Raw genomic sequence first — 21,311 nt, 5'->3', positions numbered from 1 at the left:
CGTGCTAGTCGTTGTCTTTCGCCACCACCGCGCCCGTGATCTGATGCCGCGCCAGCGACGCCGTGACGAAGCCGGACGCTTTCATGTCCTCGACGAATTTCGACAGGTATGCGGCCGCGTCGTCGCCCTTTGCCTTGGGTACGCCCATCGCCTGACGGATCACCATGAAGCGCTGATCCAGTATGCGCACTCCGCCGGTTTTGGCGGCGTCCTTTTCGAGCTGTTGCTTGACGCCGGCGGCCACGTCCAGATGCTGATCGAGAAAGCCCTGCACGACCGCGGGCGAAGTCGGAATCCGCACGATTGTCGCGTGGTGTAGTTCGCGCGTCAGAAACAGATCGTAGGCGCTGCCTTTGCCGACCGCGACCGTTACGCCGGGTTGATCGACCTGCTCGTTGGTGGTGATCGGCGAGGCCGCCCGCACGAGATAAAAGCCTTCTATGAGCACATACGGTTTCGTGAACGCGATTTCCTGTCCACGCTTCGGATCGACCGCGAAGAAACCGATGTCGGCCTTGTCCTGATTGACGTTCTCGACCGAGGCGCCCGCCGACTTGACCGCGACCAGTTGCAGCGGCACGCCGAGCCGTTTGGCGAATTCGCTGGCGAGATCGACGGACACGCCGACCGGCTTGCCCGTCGCCGGATCGAGCGCGGCCAGCACGGGGTTGCCGAGATTGATCGACGCGCGCAAGGTGCCGCTCGGCGCGAATACGGCGGCCATCGATGCGCTTGCCGGTTTCGAGGTTGCGGCTGGCTGGGCGCTCGCGTCGTTGGGTTGCGCGAATGCGGGCAAGACCGCGGTGGATACGAGGATCGATGTGAATATTCTGAGCATGCTGCTGTGTCGCTCCATGTTTAAAATTTTGTTGTAGGACATGCACGCTCGGCAGCGCCCCATATCTCCTCAGGATAGCGAAGCTAGCATGTTCGACAGCCGTCTGATGTGAGCCTTGAACGCGATGCTCGCCTCACGATCGGTGGTGGGATTCAGATGCGAGGTCTCAGCGAGTTGAGCCTGCTCGTGGAAATCGTTAGCCACTGTGCGTCGCACGTCGGGTGGCAACGACCGCACGATGGAGACCAGTAGTGCCTCTTCGGCGTGAATCATGCCCAGAATCGAATGAGTGTCCATGGAAGAAACTCCGTTGATGGCGCGATAAGTCAAATCTAGCATGCTCCGCGCCGAGTATTCCGGTTACTTCCGCATACCTCTCGTTACAAACCGCCAGCGGCCGGTTGGTTATCATGTGCGATCGCATCGCTCTGAGTACCCGTTGGCTAATTATGAGGAATATCGGAAAAGCATTGGTGGTCGGTCTGGTGCTCGCAGAGGTCGCATTCGCCGTTTACCTACTGTCCCCAAAAAGTGATCCGTCGACCCGCGATCCCGGGGCCGTTACGGACGGCTCTGCGGCGCTGGCTTCGGACAAGGTTCAGTCCGGCACGTTACATGTGAACGCCGACAACGCTCTCAGCGCGTCGTCGCCCGCCGCAAGCACGGAGACCGTCGCACGCGTCCCCGCGCAAATCCCCGCTCAAGCTGCGCAGGGACACATCACGTCCGCGCCCGCGCCCGAACCGTCAACGGAGCACGCCGCGCAATTGCCACGGCAACCGGCACAACCGCACCCGCAAACCGTGCAAACACCCGCGGTGGCCACCGTCCTGGCCGCCACCGATTCAAAAGCAGCCACCGTTGTGCAACCCGGCCGCGGCCGTGACGGTCTGCACCGCCGCGATTCGAATTCGGTCTCGTCCGCGGCGACGGACGAACTCGTCAAGGAATCCGCCAAGCTGGATCCGGCGCTCCCGCCGCCTGAGCCTGCGCCGTTTGTGCACGACGATCAGCCGCATCGTGGCTCGAACGCCGTCGCGGCCGCGATGACGCAACAGCTCGTCAAAGAGTCCGCCAAGCTCGATCCGGCATTGCCGCCGCCGAACCCGTCGGGCATGCACTAAACGGGGGAACCGCCGCTCGTTCGATCGTGGTGATCATGATGTCACCGCGATCTCGCGCGCCGGATGCTGAAGCGGTCATGCGTTCGATTGCGCGGTAGTCTACGATGTAGTTCAGATCCATGCGCTCCCGCAGCAACACGATTGCCACTTCAGCGCAGGCCTGGACGCATTTCCATCGCGGCGAACCTTGATGGAGGACGAGCATGACCAACGACTCCCCCGACAAAGCAGAACGCGGCACAGGCTGGATCGACCAGCCCGAAGACGCAGAGGTTATCGCCGTTCTCGTCGAGAAAATCAAGGCGCAGCAGGCGGCGATCGCAGCCAGTAGCAACACTCATCTGGACGGACGCGTCGACCGCGGTCAGCATCAGAAGCAAACGCTCGGCGCCTTCGGCACGCTGCGGATCTTCGAAACGATACCCACTGCGCTCAAGCATGGCCCTTTTGCGAAACAGGACGAACTGGGACCGTCGCTTTGCTATCGGGTCGCCTGCCGCTTTTCTAATGGGCAGCCCTGTCCTTTCTCCGACCAGGCCGCCGACGTTCGCGGTGTCGCCATCAAGTTCTTCACCGCGCAGGACATTGAAACCGATCTCCTCATGACCAACGAGGGCGGCCGCTCGCATGCGAGAAACGCGGTGCAGTTCATGGACTTCGCCGATATCCTCGTCGCCCAGATCGCTAGAGGCGCGCTTGGGGCACTGGAGCAGGCGTCGATGGAAGTGTTGAGCGGCAAACTCGGCCCCGTCGAGACAGCCCGCATCGTCGCGATCCTGGCAAAGGAGACCACTCTGCGCTCCGTCGAGAGTCTCACGACCGAGCGGTTCTGGGGCTCGGTGGTCAAGCTGGGCGTCGCGGCCATCAAGTACTCGCTTCAACCCGAAGATACAACCGTGCAAGGGACAAACGGCGATCGCCACGGCGACGACTATCTGCGCGAAGACCTGCTGAATCGCCTGAAAACCGGTCCGCTCAAATGGCAACTCTGCGTGCAGTTCTTCGTGGATGAGGAGAGCACGCCGGTCAACGACGCATCGGTCGCATGGGCGGAGCCGCCGATTGCGATAGGCGTGCTGGAGATCGCGACACTGCCCTCCACCGACGACGAAGCGCACATCAACCAGATGGCATTCAACCCGGCCAACGGCTTCGAACCGCTGGGCATCACACACGCTCGCAAGAACGTCTACGCGGCCAGCGCCGCGAATCGCGTGGACCGCGGCGTATTGTCGAGCGACGAGGCGCGCCGATATATAGAACCCATGTGAAGTTTCCGCGCGATTGTCGCAACGCTCCTCTGGACCAGCCGGCTCAATTCAGACGCCGCCCGCCGTCGACGACTATGGTCACGCCCGTGCTGAACGTCAGATGCGTCGCGCACGCCTCGATTGCCGAAGCCACATCGTCCGGCGTGCCGATGCGGCGAAGCGGTGTCGTCGCCGCGACTTTGTCATTGAAATCGGCGCCGCGCCCCGGCACGAACGTCGTATCGACGGCTCCCGGAGAAACGTTCAAAACCCGAATGCGCGGCGCCAGCGCGCGGCCCAACGAAGCCGCCATCACGTCGAGCCCCGCTTTGGCGGCGCAATAGGCGATATTGCTGCCCTGCCCCGTGGTCCCCGAGATGGACGAGACGTTGATCACCAATCCGTCGCCGCTTGACTCGAGTAGCGCACGGAAAGCGCGGATCGCCGCAAACTGCGCCCGCCAGTTCACGGCAAATATCTGGTCGATCAGCTCGTCCGTGAGTGCATCGAGATTCGCGTGCGGCACGGCCTGCGTGATGCCGGCCGTATTGACCAGCACATCCGTGCGCCCGTACTCGGTTTGCACTTTCACGGCCAGATCGTTGAGCGCGTTGCTGTCGGTGATCGAAACCGCCGCGGCGAGATGGCCGCTCCCCGGCAGCGAGTCGACAACTCCTTGCGCCTTCTGCAAATCCGCATGACTGGTCACGACGATGCGCGCGCCCAGTGCCGCCAGGCGCCGCGCCGTCGCGCTGCCGATACCGCCGGACCCGCCGAGTATCACGCAGACCTTCCCTTCCAGAGACTGTGCCGTCATTTCAACGCCTACGCATGAATGGAATACCGACCGTCACGCCGTGCGAGCGACGCCGTAACGACCGGGTCAGTGAGACCCTCGATAAGAGTATCGTTTCCCGGATGGTACGCCTGACAACCACTTTCGAAATTCGGACGATCTTTGGATTGGACCGCGCACGCCCAGACCGTCAGAAGCTGGTACGCAAACCGACGCGAGCAAGCGTCTGCGAGCGGTTGCTCGCCGCGCCGTCCGGTTGTAGCAAACCGTTGATCCATGCCCGCGTCACTGCCGCGTCGCCACTCGCGCGCTGATAGATCGCTTCGACATACGCGGTGGTGCGTTTCGAAAAGCTGTACTGCAACGCGGTGGTGACCTGTTGCGCCTTGTTGTTCAGCAGCACGTCGTTGCCCTTCATGTACGCGTAGTCGAGACCGAGTGTCCACGGGCCGGAGATCGTCCACGACGCGCCGCCTTTGTAGACGTCGATCTTCGCACCACTCTCCGTATTTTTCGTGTTGGTGTAGAGCAACATCCCCAGCACGCTGCCGAAATTGTAGTGCGCGCCGAAACCGAAATTGCGGATGCCGTCGTGACCGTCGCCCAATTGCGGATACTTCACCTCGACATATGCCGCGCCGATGCCCAACGGACCGTTCGCATAGTTCGCGCCGAAGCTCATTGTCGAGTCCGACGAGAACGAGCCGGGTACGCCACCGAATCCATAGAGCGCACCGACCGTGAACCCCGCGATATCCGGGCTGCGATACTTGACCGAGTTCCCTACGCGTGTCGCGCCCGCCATGCGGTCGAAATCGAATGAACCGGTCGGATTGTTCGGCACGCCCAGCGCGGTAAACGGCCCCTGGCGAAAATCGTAGATGCCGCCGAACAGGAACGCGCCGTCATACAGTCCGAGCGTGAGCGTCTCGAACATGAAGTCGTACTGGGTGCCGAAGGTGAGCGAGCCGAAGCGGTCATTGGTGAGACCGACCAGCGCCGTGCGGTTGAAAATCTGCCCGGCGCCCGGAATCGTCGCGCCGCTGCCCAGATCGAACTGCGACGTGAGTTCGAAAATCGCCTTGTTGCCGCCGCCCAGATCTTCGCTGCCTTTGAAGGTCAGCAGGTCCGGCGAGAGCACGCCGCTGTCGAACAGCGTCGCGGCGCCGCCATGCTGGTTGTTCACATACGTGACGCCCGCATCGATCACGCCTTGCAGCGTCACACTGCTTTGCGCGACGGCTATATTTGGCACGATACCCGGCGCGATGCATGCGAACGTGCAGCCTGCCATCGCCAGGCGCTTCGGCTTGGTCCCTTTCATAGCTGTCTCCTCCAGTCGTTGTTGAATATCTGTCGTTGTTCGATGCGGATCTCGACCGGCGTGAGCGACGCGCCCTCGCACGGTCCATCGACACACACGCCGTCTTCGAAGCGGAACATCGCGCTGTGATGCGCGCACATCAGCAATTCGGCGTCGTAGGCCCAGAACGTGTTCGGTTCATAGTTCAGGGGAATCGAGAAGTGCGGGCACACATTGCGGTACGCCCACGCGTCATCGCCACGGCGCAGAATCACGACGCCTGGTGCGCCGGCACGATCAGCGGGGATTTCAAGCGCGCCGCCATCGGGAATGTCGTCAAGCGCGCAGAGAAAGCCTTGATGAGGTTCGGGATTCGCCGCGTTCATCGCCTCGCCTCCTCATACTTGCCGCGCGGACAGCACGAAATCGCGCTGCACTTCGAAGAACGGGCTCGGCAGCGCCCATTCTTTGGCAGCGGCAGCGTCGTGATTCGGCACGTAGTCGATCACGAGCGACGGCTTCGAGCCGAACACCGCATCGGAGTGAACATAGGGATCGCCCTCGGAATAAAGCGCGGTGGTCAGCGTCTCGTAGCCGGGCGCGACGATCAGGAAATGGATGTGGGCAGGCCGCATCGGATGACGGCCGGTCACCATCAGCATCTGTCCGACCGGGCCGTCGGTCGGAATGGGATAGCTGGTCGGTTTGATGGTCCTGAATGCGTATTCGCCGTTCGGCCCCGAGCGGAATTTACCGCGCAGGTTGCTCTCGGGCTGATCGGGATCCTGGCCTTCATACATGCCGTTGTTCGCCGTTTCCCACACCTCGATCAAGGCACCGGCCACCGGCGCGCCGCCTTCGTCGACGAGGCGGCCATGAATCAACGTCGGCTCGCCTTCCGTGCGGGCGATGTTGGCGCCGAATTCTTCTTCCTTGGCGCCTTCGCGATAGAACGGACCGAGCAGGCTGCTCTCGGTGGTGACGCCGCCGCGTCCGTGATTGATCGCATCGATCATGATCGACAGGCCGAGCGTGTCCGACAGCAGAATGAATTCCTGGCGGATGCCGTTGCACATCTTGCCGGTGGCCGTCAGGAATTCGATGCCACAGCGCCATTCGTCGCCGGTCAGTTCGACTTCGCTGGCGAATGCATGCAGGTGGGTGACCAGCGCGGTCATGATCTCCTTGAGGCGCGGATCGGTGCAATCGGCAAACGTATCGAGCACGTTCTGTGTCAACGGGTGGATGGTTTTATCGTTCATGCCTGGCCTCATGCACGGTGTGCCGCCGAGCCCGCGTCGAGCGAATCGGACGCGCCGTCCGGCGAGCGTTGTTGAGACGGACCGGCGTCGCGGAATACGACGCGCCGGCCCACGGGGAACAGTTGCAGGCCATAGCGGTGCGAGACGAAGCCCCACAGTCCTTGCGGAAAGAACATCGTCACGACGATCGCCAGCGCACCCAGGCCGATCAGATACCAGGTGCCGAAATCGGACAGGAACTGGTTCAACAGGAAGAAGATCAGCGCGCCGACAATCGGCCCTTCGAGCGTGCCGAGGCCGCCGATCATCACGATGAAAATACCGAACGCGCTCCAGTTCACGGAGAACGCGGCGTCGGGCGAAATGCGCAGGTTGCCGACGAAGTACAGGCCGCCCGCCAGCGCGGTGCCGCACGCCGACACCAGATAGACGATCAGGCGCGCGCGCTTCACGTCGACGCCCTGGCTGCTGGCCGCCACCGCGTTGTCGCGCATCGCGGTCAACGCGAGACCGGCTTTCGAGCGCAGAAACAGATACAGCAGTCCGATCGCCGCCGCGACGATGGCAAGCGCCAGCCACAGCGTCAGCGATTCGCGCAGCGCGCGCGGCACCTCCTGCAATGCGGTGAGGCTCGTGCCGGAACCGCCGCCGAGCACCGAGACGTTCGCCACCGTCAACCGGAACACTTCGGCGATCACCCAGGTGCCGATCGCGAAGTAGCCGCCTTCGAGCCGGAACGCCACCATCGACACAGGAATCGCCACGACCGTCGCAATCACCGCCGCAATCGGCACCGCGATGAACGGCGAGATGCCGCAATAGTTGGCGAGAATCAGCATGCCGTAGCCGCCGATGCCGAAGAATGCCTGCTGGCCGATCGACACCATCCCGCCATAACCCGCCAGCAGGTTCCACATCAACGCGAATACCAGGTAGGACGCCAGTTGCACGAAGTCGCGCATGGCATCGCGTCCTGCCCACCACGGCGCGCTCGCCACCGCCAACGCGACGATCAGCAGCACGATCACCGCCACGCGGCTCGCACGCGTCGCGCGCCGCACTTCGAAGCCCGCTGCGGGCTGGTTCAATTGCATGGTCATGTCGAAGCCTCTATGCGGTTTTGGGCAGCAAGCCCTGCGGCCGCGCCACCAGCACGCCGAGAAACACCACGTGGCCGAGCCAGATGCCCCAGCCGGGGTCGAAGTAAAAGCCCACCTGCTGCGCAATGCCGAGCGCCATGCCGCCGACGAAGGTGCCCCAGAACGACCCCATTCCGCCGATGATCACCGCCTCGAACGCATACAGCAGCAGCGCCGGGCCGTCGGTCGGCGACACCGCCGTGCGCATCGAGTAAAGCGCCGCGGCTACCGCGATCAGCACGAAGGCGATGCCCATCGCGAGCGCATAGGTACGGCGGTACGAGACACCCATCAGTTGCACGATCTCGCGATCGTCAGAGGTGGCGCGAAACGCGCGGCCGAGCGGCGTTCGGCCGAACAGCCACTGCATCGCGAAGGCGAGCGCCACCGTCGCCACCAGCGTGACGAGCGGCAGATAGCCGAGCGTGATGCCGCCCGCGAGCGTGATGCTCCGCGATTCGAAGCTGCCGGTGGCGATGGAACGCGGATCCGCGGAGAACATCTGCTGCAGCACGTTCTGGATCACGATCGACAGGCCGAACGTGACGATCAGCGACGGCAGCGGATCGCGGCTGCTGACGCGGTTCAGAAGCGCGAACTGCACGGCATACCCCGCACCGAACGCGATCACGAGCAACAGCACGAGCGCGACGGCGAGCGGCAGATGGGCGAAGCTCGTCAAGGCGAACAGCACGAACACCAGCAGCACGATGAAGTCGCCGTGCGCGGTATTGGTGAGCCGCATCACGCCGAACACCAGCGACTGGCCCATCGCGAAGAGGCCGTAAAGCGCGCCCAACAGCACGCCCTGCACGACGATATTGATGAACGTGTTCATGCCGACACTCCGAAATATGCCTGCGTGATCGCCTCGTCCGACACTTCTGCCGACACGCCCGTCAACGACACGCGCCCTTCCTGCAGGCAATAGAAACGCGACGACACGCGGCGCGCCAGTTGCACGTCCTGCTCGACGACGATCGCGCTCATGCCATGCGAAACGATCTCGGGCAACGCCGCGTAGATTTCGCGGACGATCACCGGCGCGAGGCCGAGCGAAAGTTCGTCGCACATCAGCAGATCGGGGTTGCTCATCAGCGCGCGGCCGATCGCCACCATCTGTTGCTGACCGCCCGATAACGCGGTGGCCGCGTGATGACGGCGCGCCTGTAACGCGGGAAACAGCGCATAGACGCTTTGCAGGTTCCAGCGCCCCGGCCGCTTGCTGAAGGCGCCGAGTTGCAGATTCTCTTCGACGGTCAGGCTCGCGAACAGACGCCGCCCTTCCGGCACCAGCGCAATGCCCTTGCCCACGATGCTCGCTGCTGCCGCACCGCCCACTGGCTCCCCGCGATACAGAATCTGCTCGGCGGTGCGTGGGCGCAGCAGGCCCGCCACCGATTTCAGAAAGGTCGATTTACCCGCGCCGTTCGACCCGATCAGCGCGATCACTTCGCCCGGCGCCACCGTCACGTCGATGCCGAATAGCGCCTGAAAGTCGCCGTAAAACGCGCTCAGCGCGCGAGTCTCCAATAGTGCCGACATGGTCAGGCCTCCAGTCCGAGATACACGCGCCGCACTTCGGGGTAGTCCATAACGGCGGCGGGCAAGCCCTCCGCGAGCCGCTTGCCGAAGTTGATGACCAGCAGACGGTCGGCCACCGCGAGCAGCGCATGCACGACATGTTCGATCCACACGATCGTCACGCCACGCTCCTTGACGCGGCGAATCTCGTCGACGAGCGCGTGCGTTTCGGGTTCGGTGAGACCGCCGGCGATCTCGTCGAGCAGCAGCAGTTGCGGCTGCGTCGCGAGCGCGCGAGCCAGTTCGAGCCGTTTGCGGTCCAGCAGCCCCAGCGTGCCGGCCAACTGGTTGGCGCGGGCTTTGAGGCCGGTGCGTTCGAGCACGTCGACGCAGACGTCGTACGCCGCGTGGCCGGTCAGTTCGCCGCCGAAGGTGGCGCCGACCAGCAGGTTCTCGAACACCGTCATTCCGCCGAACGGCCGCGGCACCTGATACGAGCGGCCGATCCCCGCCACGCAACGGCGATGCGGCGGCAAGTGGTTCACATCCGCCCCGTCGAATTCGACGCTGCCCTGATCGGGCCGCACGTCGCCGCTGACGAGGTTGAACAGCGTGGTCTTGCCGGCGCCGTTCGGGCCGAGGATGCCGTAGGTTTCGCCGCGTTCCACCGCGAAGCTGATGTCGTCGGTCACCTGCAGCGCGCCGTAACGCTTCGACACGCCGGTGAGTCTGAGCACTGCGTTCATCACTGGTCTCCGCTTTGAATTCAGGCAATCAACTTGAGCGGGCCGGACAGCGGCACGCTTGGCGCGAGCTGGTTGTTGACGATGGCGAGATCGAACGGATGCTTCTGCCCTTTCACCCATTGCCCGCCGACAAGCGGCGTCTTGGCGACGTTCTTCACCGGTCCGCCGCCCCAGGCGACATGGCCGACCAGCGTATCGAGCTTGGTCGATGCCACTGCGTCGCGGACGGCTTCGTTCGAGTCGACGTCTTTCGCGCGCTTCAATGAATCGACAGCGATTTCGAATAGCGCGTGGGCGAAACCGATCGGTTGGGTCCATTGCTTCGAGGTGACGCGCTCGTAGTCATCCGCGACTTGCCGTGCGGTTTGCCCCGTCAGCGACGACTTGAACGGATGCGAAGGCGACCACCACACCTCGGTGGACAGTCCGTTGCCGAGATCGCCGAGCGCTTCGATCGAGGTCGGAAACAGCAACGCCTTGCCGATCGAAATGACTTTGGGCTTCAGGCCTTGCTGACGCGCCTGAACGAGAAAGTTCTTGGCGTCCGGCGGTATCACGACGCCCGTGACGATCTGCGCATTCGACTGTTTGAACGAGGAAATCTGCGCGGAGAAGTCCTGCGTCATGCTTTGGAAACGGCCGGGGTCTTTGAGCGTGAAGCCCTTCTGCGCGAGTACCGGTGGAAAGCCGAGCTTCGCATCGCCCCAGGCGTTGCCGTCGCCGTCGTTGGGAAAGAGGCCGCCCACGCTGCGGTTGGTCTGCACCGATTGCCACATGCCGGTGTAGACGGCGATCACATCCTCCAGTCCCCAGAAGAAGTGATAGGTGAAACGGAAGCCCTTCTTCGGATCGCCTTTTCTGCCGAAGAACCACGGCTGCCACGGCACCACCGTCGACACGCACGGCATCTCGTTCAGCTCGCACGCGTCGCTCACGGGATTGGCGGTCTCCGGCGTGCCGGACACCAGCATGATGTCGACCTTGTCCTTGAGGATCAGGTCGTTGGCGACTTCGCCGGCGCGATTCGGATTCGACTGGCTGTCCTTGACGACAATCGATACCGGATATGATTTGCCGCCGATCACGATGCCGTTCTTCAGCGCCGTCTGCATCTGCTGGATCGTGAAACGGTCCGCTTCGCCGAACGGCGCGAGCGGCCCGGTTTGCGGCGATACGTAGCCGATTTTCAGTGTGCGCGGACCGGCCGAGAAGACGAGCGGCGAGAACGCCGAGGTCGTGGCGGCGAGCGCACCGCCTGCCGCGAGGCTGACAAAGCGGCGGCGTCTCGCATCGAAAGTATGTGAGTCCATGGTTGTCTCCTGAATTTTTTTGTATGGGTAAATTGGGCGTGCTAGTCGGGGCGCCGCCCGTCGAAGGCGGCTTCGAGCAATGCACGCAGCGGTATTTGTTCGACCGGCCGCGGATTCCAGTACGGGTTCTTCAACGCGAGATCGAGTGCAATGTCGAGATCGGCTGCTGTCAGGCCGATGTCTTTCAGCGCGGTCGGCGCACCGTGATCGTGTGCGAGATCGAATACGGCTTGCGCGGCGTCGTCGGCGTGCAATGCGTGGGCGATACGCTTCATCGCCTCGGGTGCAGCCGCACGGTTGTAGGCGAGCACATGCGGCAACACGATGGTGTGCGTCTCAGCGTGCGGCAGATTGAAAGTGCCGCCGAGCGTATGGCACAGCTTGTGATGCAAGGCCATGCCGACACTGCCGAGCACGGCGCCGCATAGCCACGCGCCATACAGGCAGTCACCACGCGCCGCGAGGTCTTCTGGTTGTTGCATTACGCGAGGCAGCCCCTGGCCGAGCGCGCGAATGCCCTCTTGCGCCATCAGGCTGATGATCGGATTCGCGTCCTGTGCGTAGAGCCCTTCCGCCGCGTGGGCGATGGCGTTGATCCCACTCGTCAGCGACAACGCGGGTGGCAGCGACGTGGTCAATGCCGGGTCGTAGATCACCGTCTTCGGCAGCACACGCAGATCGCGGCCGGTCTTTTTGACGCCGCCCTCGGTGAGGCCGTAGATCGGCGTCATCTCGGAGCCTGCATACGTGGTCGGAATTGCGATGATCGGCAGCGAGGTTTCGAGCGCGATTGCCTTGCCGAGACCGGTTGTGGAACCGCCGCCTATCGCGATCGCGCAATCGGCGCCGACGCTTGCGGCGAACTCGCGCGCCGCGCGAGCGGTTTCGACCGGTACATGCATCACGGCTTCGGCGTAGACGCCTGCCGCGCGCGAGCCGAGACTCGCCGCGAGCGCTTCGGCCTGCGCACGCTGTTGCGGCGTGGACAGCACGATCGCCCGCGTGGCGCCGAGCAAACCGATCTCGCGATCGAGCTGGTCGAGACTGCCCGCGCCGAAAATCACGCGTGACGGCAGGCCGTTATAGATGAACGGTTCCATGGCGGTTCAGCGCGGGTAGTAAGGCGGAATCTGCGCATCCACGTTGACCCAGACCGACTTGGGCTGCGTGTATTCGCGCATCGCTTCGAAACCCATTTCACGGCCGTAGCCGCTTGCGCCGACGCCGCCGAACGGCGAAGCGGGGCTCACGCGCTTGTAGCAGTTGATCCACACCATGCCGGCGCGAATCTCGCGAGCCACCAGATGCGCGCGTTGGAGATCGCGTGTCCAGAGACCCGCGCCGAGACCGTATTCGGTGCCATTCGCAATCGCCAGCGCCTCCTCGTCGGTGCTAAATGTCGTGACCGTCATGAACGGCCCGAACACCTCTTCCTGCGACACCCGATGCTCCGGTTTCGCTTCGACGATAGTCGGCTCGACATAGCAGCCGTTGGCGAGCGCGGCATTGTCCGGTGCTTTGCCGCCTGCCAGTACGCGGCCACCCTGTTCGCGGGCGACATCGACGAATGAAAGCACGCGGTCGCGGTGCTGACGCGAGGTGAGCGGGCCCATCTCGGTCGACGGATCGAGCGGATCGCCAATCTTGATCGTGCGGCTCAAGGCGGCGAACCTTTCGAGCACTTCGTCGGCGATCGATTCGTGCACGATCATCCGCGAGCCGGCGATGCACGCCTGCCCCTGGTTGTGGAAGATCGCGAACGCCGAGCCTTGCACGACCGCATCGATATTCGCGTCGCCGAATACGATGTTCGCGCCCTTGCCGCCGAGTTCGAGTTGCACCTTCTTTAGATTGCCGCTCGACGCCTGCACGACCTTGCGGCCCACCGCGGTCGAACCGGTGAAGGCGACCTTGCTGATCTCCGGATGTTCGGCGATGTACTGCCCGGCCACATGACCCAGGCCCGGCAGAATATTGACGACGCCGTCCGGGAAACCCACTTCGGCCATCAGTTCGGCAATCGCCAGGCTCGACAGCGGCGTGAGTTCGGCGGGCTTCATGATCACGCAGTTGCCCGCGGCGAGCGCCGGCGCCATCTTCCAGCTCGTGAACATGAGCGGGAAATTCCACGGCACCACCTGCCCGACAATGCCGACCGGCTCACGCGTCAGGTAATTCAGAAAGCCCTGCTCGACCGGAATCACCGAGCCTTCGAACTTGTCGGCCATGCCGCCGAAATAGCGGAACGTGGCCGCCGTGCGCGGCACGTCGAGGTTGCGTGTATCGCGGATCGGGTGGCCGGTATCGAGCGATTCGAGGCGCGCGAGCTTGTCGGCATTCGCCTCGATCGCGTCGGCCAGCTTCAGAAGCAGACGCCCGCGCTCCATCGCGGCGAGATTGCTCCACTTCGGAAACGCCGCCTTCGCCGCCGCGACGGCGCGATCGACATCGGCCGGGCCCGCCATCGCGACGTCGGCGATCACCGAGTTGTCGTGGGGATTGAGGGAGGCGAGCGTTTCGCCGTTTGCAGCCGGCACGAAGCGGCCGCCGATGAAGAGTTGCGTTTGCATGTCAGTCCTGTGCAAGTAAAACCTGGACGCGACTTTCCCCGCGGCGCCAGCGGTCTGGCGCCGTTCGATCGACGATCGGGGGGAATGCCGGGGAGTTACATCTGAATCGGATACGGCGGCAGTTCACCGCTTTCGTAGCGCTTGGGCAGATCGGGGGTCGCGTTCTCCCACACCAGCAGCATCGAACGCTTCTGCGAATAGCCCTTGTGGCGGATATCGGCCGGCATCGCGGCGATATCGCCCGCGTTCATCGTGATGCGTGCGCGCGGCTCGCCGCTGTCCTTGTCGGCGACGTCCCAGATGATCTGGTCGGACAGTTGCAGGAACCACTCGACGCGGTCGTTGCCGTGGAACACCGGCAGCACGAATTCCTCGGTGGTCGGGCAGAACAGGCTCTGCTGGCACACCGACGTAACCGACGGATTCCACGTCACGTCCGAGCGCGACAGGTACTTGAAGAGGCTGAACGCATGCAGAGCGCCTTCGAAACCCGGCTCCGCGTGAATCTCCGGTTCGTCCTGGCCGACGTCGGCAAACTGGCGATTGACGGGAAGATCGTCGCGCAACGGCGAATCGCCTTCGAGGCCCGGCATGCGCTTGGTGGCAATCCGCGTGCGCTCGATCGCGGCGATGTTGTCGCCATGTTTCGTGCCGAACGCGGAGCCGGTTTCTTCGGGCGCGGCGAACGGGTCGAAGCCTTCGTTGACCCAGTCCTTCAGGATCGCCTTGAAGGTCGCCATGATGAGCGGCGTGTCGAACTGCTGCATATGGTCGACGCCCGCTTCCTTGAAGCTCGCGTTATACGCGCCGGCGTACATGTCGACCTTGCCGTAGTGATTGCGCGTGCCGATCACTTCGTCGAAGTTGACCCAGCCGTAGAAGAAGCCCCACGCCACGTCGCGCATCATCGCGCGCAGGAAGTCGTCGGCGTGCATCTGGTGCGAGCGGATCTGGCCTTTGGCCGGCCACCTGACGGTGGCGAAATAAGCGTCGCGGCTGAATTCGAAGTCGCCGAGACAGAACGTGCGATAACCGGTCACCGCGTCGGCCTCGCTCGCGGTGACGTTTTGCAGGGTGCTGACTTTGTCCATGATGGGCTCCGAAAAGATGGATCGTGTAGAGGGATTCAGTGGATGCAGATGTCGGCCCACTTCTCGACCGAATAGCGTCCGAGGATCGTCTGCACGAGCAGCACGCCTTTTGTCTTTGCTTCGAAGCGATAGGCGGCGCCGGCGGGCAGCAGCGCCTGATGACCGCGGCGCAGCCGCACATGGCCCATCGACTGGCCCGAGGGCTGGCCTTCGAGGCGCACGCTGCCTTCGGTCTGTGCGTCGACCAGCGGGCCGTCCGACGGCTTGATGAAATAGATGTCGATTTCGCCGTCGAGCACGACCGCGAACTCATCGTGCGACGCAGCAAACCACGGCGACGAACCTTCCGCGCGCAGCGTCTCGATCACGTACTTGAGATTCTTGCCGACGACGACTTTCTCGTAGGGCTCAGCGCGGCTCGCGACGTCGAATACATTCGACATGGCGTAATGTTCCGGTTTGCCCTTGATGATTTCGATGGAGCCTTTCCGAAAGTTGTCCAGGCTGCCGAACCAGGTTTGTTGCATGTCTGCCTCCAGTTGATCCACGAATGCGTTGCTTGCATCGAAGATTAAGCGGCGACAGGCGCTACAGCAATGTTCTGAGGGTCGGGAAACGCGAACCTTGGGTGCTCCAAAATCGCGCCAGGGAAACTACCTGGTGGCGAACCCTCATTGGCCTCGGGTAGGCCTTAACTATCGGACAGTTCCTCGCCGACGCTTTTCGTTTCGTCGTCCGGCGGCGCAATGCCGAGCGCCCGGTCCCACTGCGGTTCGCGCAGATAGCGCGCGCGCAGGAAGTCGACGAAGGCCTTGACCTTGGTGGTCGAGCGGTGCGAGGCAGGATACACCGCCGAGAGCCACAGCGGCGGCGCCGCGTATTCCGGCAGCACACGTTCCAGCCGGCGTTCGAGCAGATCGGCGGCGGCGACCATGGTCGGAAGATAGACGACGCCCGCGCCGGCCCTCGCGAATTCCAGCAGCAGATGCACGCTATTGGTTTTGAGCACCGGATTCAGCGCGATTTCGAAGCATTCGTTGCCGCGCATCAGCGGCCACTTGTCGCCCCAAGGGTAGTACGAATAGCGCGCGAAGTCGTGCCGCAGCAGATCGAGCGGTGTCTCGATCAGCGGCTCTTCCTTCAGATAGCCGGGCGCGGCACAGAGCACGCCGCGCACCGGAAAGAGACGCCGCTCGACCAGCAGGTTCGATGCCGGCGGATAGATTTGCAACGCCAGGTCGAAACCTTCCTGAACCGGATCGATGACGCGGTCGTTGACGGTCACGACGAATTCCACGCGCGGGTACGCGGCGCGGAATTCGATCAGCGTCTGCGAAAAATGGCCGAGCGCGAAGCCCGGCAGGACGTGGATATTGAGCGTGCCCGCGAGCGCCTGCGGATCGCCACGCGAGCGGCCGGACAGATCGTGAACCTTGGTGACCAGCTCGGCGCACTCGCGGTAGTAGGTCTCGCCGAGTTCGGACAGGCGCACCGCCCGGGTCGATCGATGAAAGAGCGGCACACCGAAATGGTCTTCGAGCTGCTTGACGCGCGAGGTCACCACCGATTTGGCGACGCCCAACTGGCGCGCCGCGCCGGCGAAGCTCTGCGCTTCCGCGGCGCGTACGAACGCTTCCATCGACATGAATAGGTCCATGCTGTCTCCTCTTGCCGGGGCGAGCACCATCCGGTCTGTACCGAGATCCTATCGCGAATTCGATGGCGCGCGCCTTCTCATGGACTCGGCTCGACAACCGCCGCCTGCAGGCTTCCCTGCTTATTACTGACCGATACCGCGACAAGCAATGCCATGGCTGCGACGAATGCGGGCGCGGCCATCGACGTCAAAATGGCGATCATGCTGTAGCCGGCAGCAGAAAGCGCTCCCCCGCCGAGCGCGCCGAGAATGCCTCCCAGACGCCCGATACCCAGCATCCACGCCACGCCGGAAGCGCGCCCGTGCGTGGGATAGAACAGCGCCGCAAGGGCCAGCATCGACATTTGCGCGCCCGTCATGCAGACACCCGCCACGAAGGTCGCGATCGCAAGCGACTGAACATTGGCCGTGCCCTGTCCCATCGCGCAGACAGCGGCGCCCAACAACAGAAATGCGAGCGCGACCACTCGCCACGGATTGAAGCGGTCCATCAACCAGCCACAACCCAATGCGCCGATTACGCCTCCTGCCGGAAACAGTGCCGACACCAACGACGCCTGGCGCAGTGTGAAGCCCGCGTCATGGATCATCGTCGGCATCCAGCTCGTCAGCATGTAATAGACAAGCAGACCCATGAAGTACGCTAGCCACAGCATCAACGTGCCGAACCTGTAACGCGTAGAGAGGATGAGAGCAAGTGGCGCGGTTTCCTTCTCCCCTACCCGATCAGATACAGAGAACTTTGAAGCAGTCACCAGCTCACCATTGGCAATTCTTCGAAGTACTCGACGAATCCGATCATCCGGCCAGCCTTTGATCACCATGAATCGCACGGACTCGGGCAGCGCAACAAGGGCACATGCAAGCAGGACGGGCGCAATGCCGCCCGCGAGGAAGATCGAGCGCCATCCGAAGTCTGGTATCAATGCGGCCGACACGACGCCACCGGCCGACGCGCCTAAGGTGAATCCGCAGAACATGACATTCAGCAGCAAGGATCGACATCTCGCCGGCACGTATTCCGACAATAACGTCGTCGAGTTGGGAAGTGCCGCGCCAAGCCCAATGCCGGTTAAAAAGCGAAAGACCGACAGTTGCCAAACACCCGTAGCGAATACGCAGGCAATCGTCCACACGCCGAAAAAACAGACTGAGCCGATCAGAACCTTGCGACGCCCGATCCTGTCGGCAACGGGTCCAGCAAGCAGCGCACCGATCGCGAGGCCCACGAGCGCCGCACTTAGTACGGGCCCAAGCGCGATTTTTGTTACTCCCCACTCTTTCGCGATCGCCGGCGCAACGAAGCCGATTGCGCTGGTATCGAATCCGTCCAGCGCGACGATCAGAAAGCAGAAAAACAGAATCAACCACTGATAGGGTGAAAACCTGCGTTCGTCAATGAACTGTTCCACGTTGAGTAAGTTCTGCTCGCCGATATCTCGTGTGCTCATGCAAACTCCGTGATCAAACGGGCGGAGCGTTCGCAAGAACACTGTCCGCCTGCCTTGGTTAATGATTGCCCTGCGGATTCACGGAGCACGATACCCGTCGCTTCTATCGGGCAACTCGCGCTTCGCGCACGCGCCCAGTTAGAACAAGTGCCGAATTCCCGCCATCGTAGCGAACTGACCCATGCCCGCCGCCGGCGTCGTGCCCCCGCCGCCCACGCTCGCGGAAAAGCGCGCCTTGGCGCTGTTCCACAAATACGTACCGCCGATATAGACAGCAGTGGCTTTCGACAAGAAGTAAGTGGCGCGCAGCGTTGTCATCGTTGCCCGCGCATCCTGCTCCCGGACCACGATCCGAAAGCCTTCGCCATCGATCACAAAACTCGGGGTCACGAAATACTGGGCGCCTACGAAGTAAAGATTCGACCGTACGTCGGGCGCCGCGGCGGAGTTCGTCTCGACGTGTCTTCCGAGCCACCCCGCTCCGACCTTCAACCCGGCAAACTTCACGTAGCCGTTCGCCACGATGCGCGTGTCCTTGTCTGCGCCTGACGCAATGGGAAAAGTGCCGATGCCGTCAAAGAAATTAGCCGCGGCGTTCGCACCGCCTCGCTGTTCGTCGTATGCAGTCGCAACGCCAAAACTTGCCGCGTCGTATTTGAGCATTGCGCTCCATTCATGACATGGGTTGAACTGGCCTGGAACCTGACCGGCGCATGTACCCTGTCCCGGCGAATTGCCGGTGCCGGCCGCATCGCGTCCGAACGAATACGAGGCGCCGACTGTCACCCCTTTATAGGTGCCCTTGTAGACGATACTGTTATCGCTTCGCGCATTGGGCAGGTAATTGTCCAGCGCGCCGATCCCGTGGACATCGGGGCCCAGCATGTCCGCATCGGACAAAGCCCAGAAAACCATGTTGTACTGGCGCCCGAAGGTTAGCGCCCCCCACGGCCCGTCAATGCCGACCCACGCCTGGCGCCCAAACAACCGCCCTCCTTGCCCAATGTCTCCGGCTCTCGTATTGAAGCCATTCTCCAGGGTAAAGATCGCCTTCCAGCCGCCCCCGAGGTCCTCGGTGCCGCGGATCCCCCACCGGGACGGCAATTCCCCACTGATGGCCGGCATCCGAACGACGTGGTCGCCGGCGGAATTTGCATGAGACACGTACTCGATGCCGGTATCGATCAAACCATACAGTGTGACGCTGCTTTGTGCGAAGGCCGATGCACTCAACATCCCGAGACCGAACGCTGCAACCCTTCCACGCTTCATACTCCTCCCAATGATTGGCTAGTCGCTTCGTTATCCAAAGTACTTTATGTGATACGGATCATTGGTGCGGAGCTTATGTTTGCAAATAAAAAGCAACAACACGGTGAAACACGGGGCCACGAAAATACGAAGCGTATTCGCCGGACATTTGGAAAATTTAAATTCTCCTGTAAGGACACAGACGCATGTACTTTTCTTTTCACGGCGTGATCAGCGGTGATTTTCATGCGCTAACGTGCTTGAGAGAGAAGCGCCGGAGGCCTCGAGTATCGAGATGAATTGTGTTCATTTGCCTATTGAACGCAGCGGTGTGCGGCACTTGAACATCATTCAATGTGGTATTGAAAACTATCCCCTTCGTCCTCCAGCAGCGATGTGGCATCGTGACCGCAGCGGTGAGCGCCCAGTCGTTATGCGTCGACGGGCAAAGCCCACCATCTTCGACGCGGCGTCGTCGACCCGGGCTGCACACGCAGCCCCTCAGACCAGTGAGGACCAACTTGTCACAAGCCAATAACTCAAGCAGTAGAGATGAACTCATAGCGAAATGCCTGCCCTTTCTCGAGGAGGTCAAGGATCTGACTACGGGCAATGAGGTCGAACAGTGGCTCAACGAAAAATACGGCACATCGAGCGAGTTCTATAAAGATCTCGAGCGCCTGATTACGATTGGCGTAGTGGAAGAAGGCTGGGCGGCCAACATCGAGATCTCCGGGCGCAGGTATCGGCGTGCACGTCTTGTCGATCCGTCAGAAGAGACCTTTGGATTCAGCATTACGGCGGTCTATATGGATAGCACCGGCAACGACCAGAACAATCCGGAGGGAAGCTTCCGGGGCGATTACCACGCGCATCCCTATGGCGAATTCAACATGGTGGTGTCGCTAAACGAAGGCGCGGCCCTCGCCGGTCCGAACGGCTGGTGTTATGGCGGATGGACCGCGCCGGCGCCGGGCAGTCATCACTATCCGGAAGCAAAGGGCGGCGCAATTATCGCTTTGTTTTTTCTGCCCGCAGGGCGCATTGCGTACAACGTCAAGGCGCCTGACGCAAACTGATCATGCGCAGGAACCGTCGATACCGGCGTGTCCTGCTCTTGTGCCGCATCGATACCGGTTCCTCTTCAATCTAGAGGCGGGAACGCCAGACCGGCATCACGCCGGGCGCGTTGAGTTGCGCCCGGGCACCGACATTCAGTGGGCGGTCAGTTGCTTCGTCACGCCAACGAGGCCAAGACCGACACGTCGCACTTCTGCTTCTGCTTTCTCATCGACGAGTCTGCCGTTCTCGGCAAATGCCTGATGGGCGGAACCCAGCGAGAACACTTGAGGAATCAGTATCGCGCCCATCTTCTCGAGAACGCCCCGCATTCCGAGCATTGCGCGAATCCCGCCCATCGGCCCCGGTGATGCCGAAACAACCGCCGCGACCTTACCGGCGAAGAGTGTCAAGCCGGAACTTCCCGTCGCGGTCGGCCTGCTTACCCAGTCCAGCATGTTCTTGAGCACAGCGGTATAGCCGCCATTATGCTCAGGCGAAGCGACTAACAGCGCGTCATGTCTGGCGAACAATTCCTGCAGCGCTCGAACCCGCTCAGGAACACCGTGCGCACTTTCGACATCAACGTCGTAAATCGGCAAGGGAAAGTCAGCGAGTGTGATAAACGTCACCTCCGCGCCATCCGTTCGTGCAGCAGACGCGGCTATTTCCAATAGTTTTCGATTAAGGGAATCGCGGCGGGAACTCCCACAAAAGGCAAGGATCTTTACTGTCATATTTCGAAAAGTAGTGGAGTCAAAAAAAGAGATTGAAGGGAACTGATTGAACAATTGCCGGCTGATCCTCAACGTGAGTTAGATGATCCGCGATCATGTCGCGTACACACGTTGGGACGCCTGCCCGGTGCACATGGCTCGCGGGTCTTCGGCAAGGCGATTGCGCGCGCCGCAACTGCAACGCGCGCGAATTCTGAAATGGA

General features: G+C 62.3%; 22 protein-coding genes. 3 read left to right on the top strand and 19 right to left on the bottom strand.

The window, feature by feature from the left end; all coding sequences use genetic code 11:
* Nucleotides 1-4 precede the first annotated feature (4 nt).
* Both B0G74_RS39990 and B0G74_RS39985 read right to left on the bottom strand, forming a co-directional pair.
* A complete protein-coding gene (locus B0G74_RS39990; RefSeq protein ID WP_243658563.1) occupies nucleotides 5-724 on the bottom strand; it encodes an ABC transporter substrate-binding protein in 720 nt (239 codons plus the stop codon).
* 183 nt (nucleotides 725-907) lie between these two features.
* Nucleotides 908-1,135, bottom strand: a complete 228-nt coding sequence (locus B0G74_RS39985; protein WP_132382627.1) for a hypothetical protein — start codon at nucleotides 1,133-1,135, stop codon at nucleotides 908-910.
* Nucleotides 1,136-1,455: 320 nt separating this feature from the next.
* Here B0G74_RS39985 and B0G74_RS39980 point away from each other — a divergent pair, with 320 nt between their 5' ends.
* Nucleotides 1,456-1,962, top strand: a complete 507-nt coding sequence (locus tag B0G74_RS39980; RefSeq protein WP_165924023.1) for a hypothetical protein — start codon at nucleotides 1,456-1,458, stop codon at nucleotides 1,960-1,962.
* Nucleotides 1,963-2,165: 203 nt separating this feature from the next.
* Nucleotides 2,166-3,233 carry a catalase gene (locus tag B0G74_RS39975; protein WP_132382623.1) on the top strand — a complete coding sequence of 356 codons (1,068 nt, stop codon included), beginning with the start codon at nucleotides 2,166-2,168 and terminating at the stop codon, nucleotides 3,231-3,233.
* A gap of 43 nt (nucleotides 3,234-3,276) precedes the next feature.
* Here the strand turns inward: B0G74_RS39975 and B0G74_RS39970 are convergent, their stop codons facing one another.
* From B0G74_RS39970 to B0G74_RS39895, 16 genes are all read right to left on the bottom strand, one after another.
* Nucleotides 3,277-4,029, bottom strand: a complete 753-nt coding sequence (locus tag B0G74_RS39970; RefSeq protein WP_132382621.1) for an SDR family oxidoreductase — start codon at nucleotides 4,027-4,029, stop codon at nucleotides 3,277-3,279.
* Between the two features lie 169 nt (nucleotides 4,030-4,198).
* Nucleotides 4,199-5,332, bottom strand: coding sequence for a porin (locus B0G74_RS39965; RefSeq protein WP_132382619.1), 1,134 nt, complete (start codon nucleotides 5,330-5,332; stop codon nucleotides 4,199-4,201).
* Entirely contained in the window at nucleotides 5,329-5,697 is a 369-nt protein-coding gene (locus tag B0G74_RS39960; RefSeq protein ID WP_132382617.1) for a Rieske 2Fe-2S domain-containing protein, read from the bottom strand. The genes B0G74_RS39965 and B0G74_RS39960 overlap by 4 nt, the downstream gene beginning before the upstream one ends.
* 12 nt (nucleotides 5,698-5,709) lie before the next feature.
* Nucleotides 5,710-6,573, bottom strand: a complete 864-nt coding sequence (locus B0G74_RS39955; protein ID WP_243658542.1) for an intradiol ring-cleavage dioxygenase — start codon at nucleotides 6,571-6,573, stop codon at nucleotides 5,710-5,712.
* A gap of 8 nt (nucleotides 6,574-6,581) precedes the next feature.
* On the bottom strand, nucleotides 6,582-7,673 hold the full coding sequence (locus B0G74_RS39950; RefSeq protein WP_243658541.1) for a branched-chain amino acid ABC transporter permease: 1,092 nt from the start codon (nucleotides 7,671-7,673) through the stop codon (nucleotides 6,582-6,584).
* Between the two features lie 10 nt (nucleotides 7,674-7,683).
* Nucleotides 7,684-8,550 (bottom strand): branched-chain amino acid ABC transporter permease, encoded by an 867-nt coding sequence (locus tag B0G74_RS39945; RefSeq protein WP_132382613.1) that lies wholly within the window; start codon nucleotides 8,548-8,550, stop codon nucleotides 7,684-7,686.
* A complete protein-coding gene (locus B0G74_RS39940; RefSeq protein ID WP_132382611.1) occupies nucleotides 8,547-9,257 on the bottom strand; it encodes an ABC transporter ATP-binding protein in 711 nt (236 codons plus the stop codon). Before B0G74_RS39940 ends, B0G74_RS39945 begins: the two co-directional genes overlap by 4 nt.
* A 2-nt stretch (nucleotides 9,258-9,259) precedes the next feature.
* Nucleotides 9,260-9,982: an ABC transporter ATP-binding protein gene (locus tag B0G74_RS39935; protein ID WP_132382609.1), complete on the bottom strand. Its 723-nt coding sequence runs from the start codon at nucleotides 9,980-9,982 to the stop codon at nucleotides 9,260-9,262.
* A gap of 20 nt (nucleotides 9,983-10,002) precedes the next feature.
* On the bottom strand, nucleotides 10,003-11,292 hold the full coding sequence (locus B0G74_RS39930) for an ABC transporter substrate-binding protein (protein ID WP_132382607.1): 1,290 nt from the start codon (nucleotides 11,290-11,292) through the stop codon (nucleotides 10,003-10,005).
* A 41-nt stretch (nucleotides 11,293-11,333) separates the two neighbouring features.
* Nucleotides 11,334-12,392, bottom strand: coding sequence for a maleylacetate reductase (locus tag B0G74_RS39925; protein WP_132382605.1), 1,059 nt, complete (start codon nucleotides 12,390-12,392; stop codon nucleotides 11,334-11,336).
* Between the two features lie 6 nt (nucleotides 12,393-12,398).
* Nucleotides 12,399-13,862 carry an aldehyde dehydrogenase family protein gene (locus tag B0G74_RS39920; RefSeq protein ID WP_132382603.1) on the bottom strand — a complete coding sequence of 488 codons (1,464 nt, stop codon included), beginning with the start codon at nucleotides 13,860-13,862 and terminating at the stop codon, nucleotides 12,399-12,401.
* Between the two features lie 95 nt (nucleotides 13,863-13,957).
* Nucleotides 13,958-14,953 (bottom strand): hydroxyquinol 1,2-dioxygenase, encoded by a 996-nt coding sequence (locus B0G74_RS39915; protein ID WP_132382601.1) that lies wholly within the window; start codon nucleotides 14,951-14,953, stop codon nucleotides 13,958-13,960.
* A 35-nt stretch (nucleotides 14,954-14,988) separates the two neighbouring features.
* Nucleotides 14,989-15,480, bottom strand: coding sequence for a hydroxyquinol 1,2-dioxygenase (locus B0G74_RS39910; protein WP_106301548.1), 492 nt, complete (start codon nucleotides 15,478-15,480; stop codon nucleotides 14,989-14,991).
* 164 nt (nucleotides 15,481-15,644) lie between these two features.
* Entirely contained in the window at nucleotides 15,645-16,610 is a 966-nt protein-coding gene (locus tag B0G74_RS39905; protein WP_132382599.1) for a LysR family transcriptional regulator, read from the bottom strand.
* A gap of 77 nt (nucleotides 16,611-16,687) precedes the next feature.
* On the bottom strand, nucleotides 16,688-18,061 hold the full coding sequence (locus B0G74_RS39900; RefSeq protein WP_132383290.1) for an MFS transporter: 1,374 nt from the start codon (nucleotides 18,059-18,061) through the stop codon (nucleotides 16,688-16,690).
* A gap of 138 nt (nucleotides 18,062-18,199) precedes the next feature.
* Complete coding sequence (locus B0G74_RS39895) at nucleotides 18,200-19,333, bottom strand: porin (protein WP_132382597.1); 1,134 nt, start codon at nucleotides 19,331-19,333, stop codon at nucleotides 18,200-18,202.
* Between the two features lie 500 nt (nucleotides 19,334-19,833).
* Here B0G74_RS39895 and B0G74_RS39890 point away from each other — a divergent pair, with 500 nt between their 5' ends.
* On the top strand, nucleotides 19,834-20,391 hold the full coding sequence (locus tag B0G74_RS39890; protein ID WP_132382595.1) for a DUF4863 family protein: 558 nt from the start codon (nucleotides 19,834-19,836) through the stop codon (nucleotides 20,389-20,391).
* 135 nt (nucleotides 20,392-20,526) lie between these two features.
* Here B0G74_RS39890 and B0G74_RS39885 read toward each other — a convergent pair whose 3' ends face one another.
* A complete protein-coding gene (locus B0G74_RS39885) occupies nucleotides 20,527-21,162 on the bottom strand; it encodes an NAD(P)H-dependent oxidoreductase (RefSeq protein ID WP_243658539.1) in 636 nt (211 codons plus the stop codon).
* Nucleotides 21,163-21,311 lie beyond the last annotated feature (149 nt).

Source organism: Paraburkholderia sp. BL9I2N2 (genome assembly GCF_004339745.1).
In the GTDB taxonomy this organism is placed as follows: domain Bacteria; phylum Pseudomonadota; class Gammaproteobacteria; order Burkholderiales; family Burkholderiaceae; genus Paraburkholderia.
Note: the sequence above shows the minus strand (reverse complement) of the source record. Positions and strands in the feature narration are given on the sequence as shown.

Bases quoted from the DNA above. Each gene is read 5' to 3' on its own strand.
- B0G74_RS39990 (WP_243658563.1), bottom strand. From the start codon at position 724: ATGGCCGCCGTATTCGCGCCGAGCGGCACCTTGCGCGCGTCGATCAAT.
- B0G74_RS39985 (WP_132382627.1), bottom strand. From the start codon at position 1,135: ATGGACACTCATTCGATTCTGGGCATGATTCACGCCGAAGAGGCACTA.
- B0G74_RS39975 (WP_132382623.1), top strand. From the start codon at position 2,166: ATGACCAACGACTCCCCCGACAAAGCAGAACGCGGCACAGGCTGGATC.
- B0G74_RS39970 (WP_132382621.1), bottom strand. From the start codon at position 4,029: ATGACGGCACAGTCTCTGGAAGGGAAGGTCTGCGTGATACTCGGCGGG.
- B0G74_RS39965 (WP_132382619.1), bottom strand. From the start codon at position 5,332: ATGAAAGGGACCAAGCCGAAGCGCCTGGCGATGGCAGGCTGCACGTTC.
- B0G74_RS39960 (WP_132382617.1), bottom strand. From the start codon at position 5,697: ATGAACGCGGCGAATCCCGAACCTCATCAAGGCTTTCTCTGCGCGCTT.
- B0G74_RS39955 (WP_243658542.1), bottom strand. From the start codon at position 6,573: ATGAACGATAAAACCATCCACCCGTTGACACAGAACGTGCTCGATACG.
- B0G74_RS39950 (WP_243658541.1), bottom strand. From the start codon at position 7,673: ATGACCATGCAATTGAACCAGCCCGCAGCGGGCTTCGAAGTGCGGCGC.
- B0G74_RS39945 (WP_132382613.1), bottom strand. From the start codon at position 8,550: ATGAACACGTTCATCAATATCGTCGTGCAGGGCGTGCTGTTGGGCGCG.
- B0G74_RS39940 (WP_132382611.1), bottom strand. From the start codon at position 9,257: ATGTCGGCACTATTGGAGACTCGCGCGCTGAGCGCGTTTTACGGCGAC.
- B0G74_RS39935 (WP_132382609.1), bottom strand. From the start codon at position 9,982: ATGAACGCAGTGCTCAGACTCACCGGCGTGTCGAAGCGTTACGGCGCG.
- B0G74_RS39930 (WP_132382607.1), bottom strand. From the start codon at position 11,292: ATGGACTCACATACTTTCGATGCGAGACGCCGCCGCTTTGTCAGCCTC.
- B0G74_RS39925 (WP_132382605.1), bottom strand. From the start codon at position 12,392: ATGGAACCGTTCATCTATAACGGCCTGCCGTCACGCGTGATTTTCGGC.
- B0G74_RS39920 (WP_132382603.1), bottom strand. From the start codon at position 13,862: ATGCAAACGCAACTCTTCATCGGCGGCCGCTTCGTGCCGGCTGCAAAC.
- B0G74_RS39915 (WP_132382601.1), bottom strand. From the start codon at position 14,953: ATGGACAAAGTCAGCACCCTGCAAAACGTCACCGCGAGCGAGGCCGAC.
- B0G74_RS39910 (WP_106301548.1), bottom strand. From the start codon at position 15,480: ATGCAACAAACCTGGTTCGGCAGCCTGGACAACTTTCGGAAAGGCTCC.
- B0G74_RS39905 (WP_132382599.1), bottom strand. From the start codon at position 16,610: ATGGACCTATTCATGTCGATGGAAGCGTTCGTACGCGCCGCGGAAGCG.
- B0G74_RS39900 (WP_132383290.1), bottom strand. From the start codon at position 18,061: ATGAGCACACGAGATATCGGCGAGCAGAACTTACTCAACGTGGAACAG.
- B0G74_RS39895 (WP_132382597.1), bottom strand. From the start codon at position 19,333: ATGAAGCGTGGAAGGGTTGCAGCGTTCGGTCTCGGGATGTTGAGTGCA.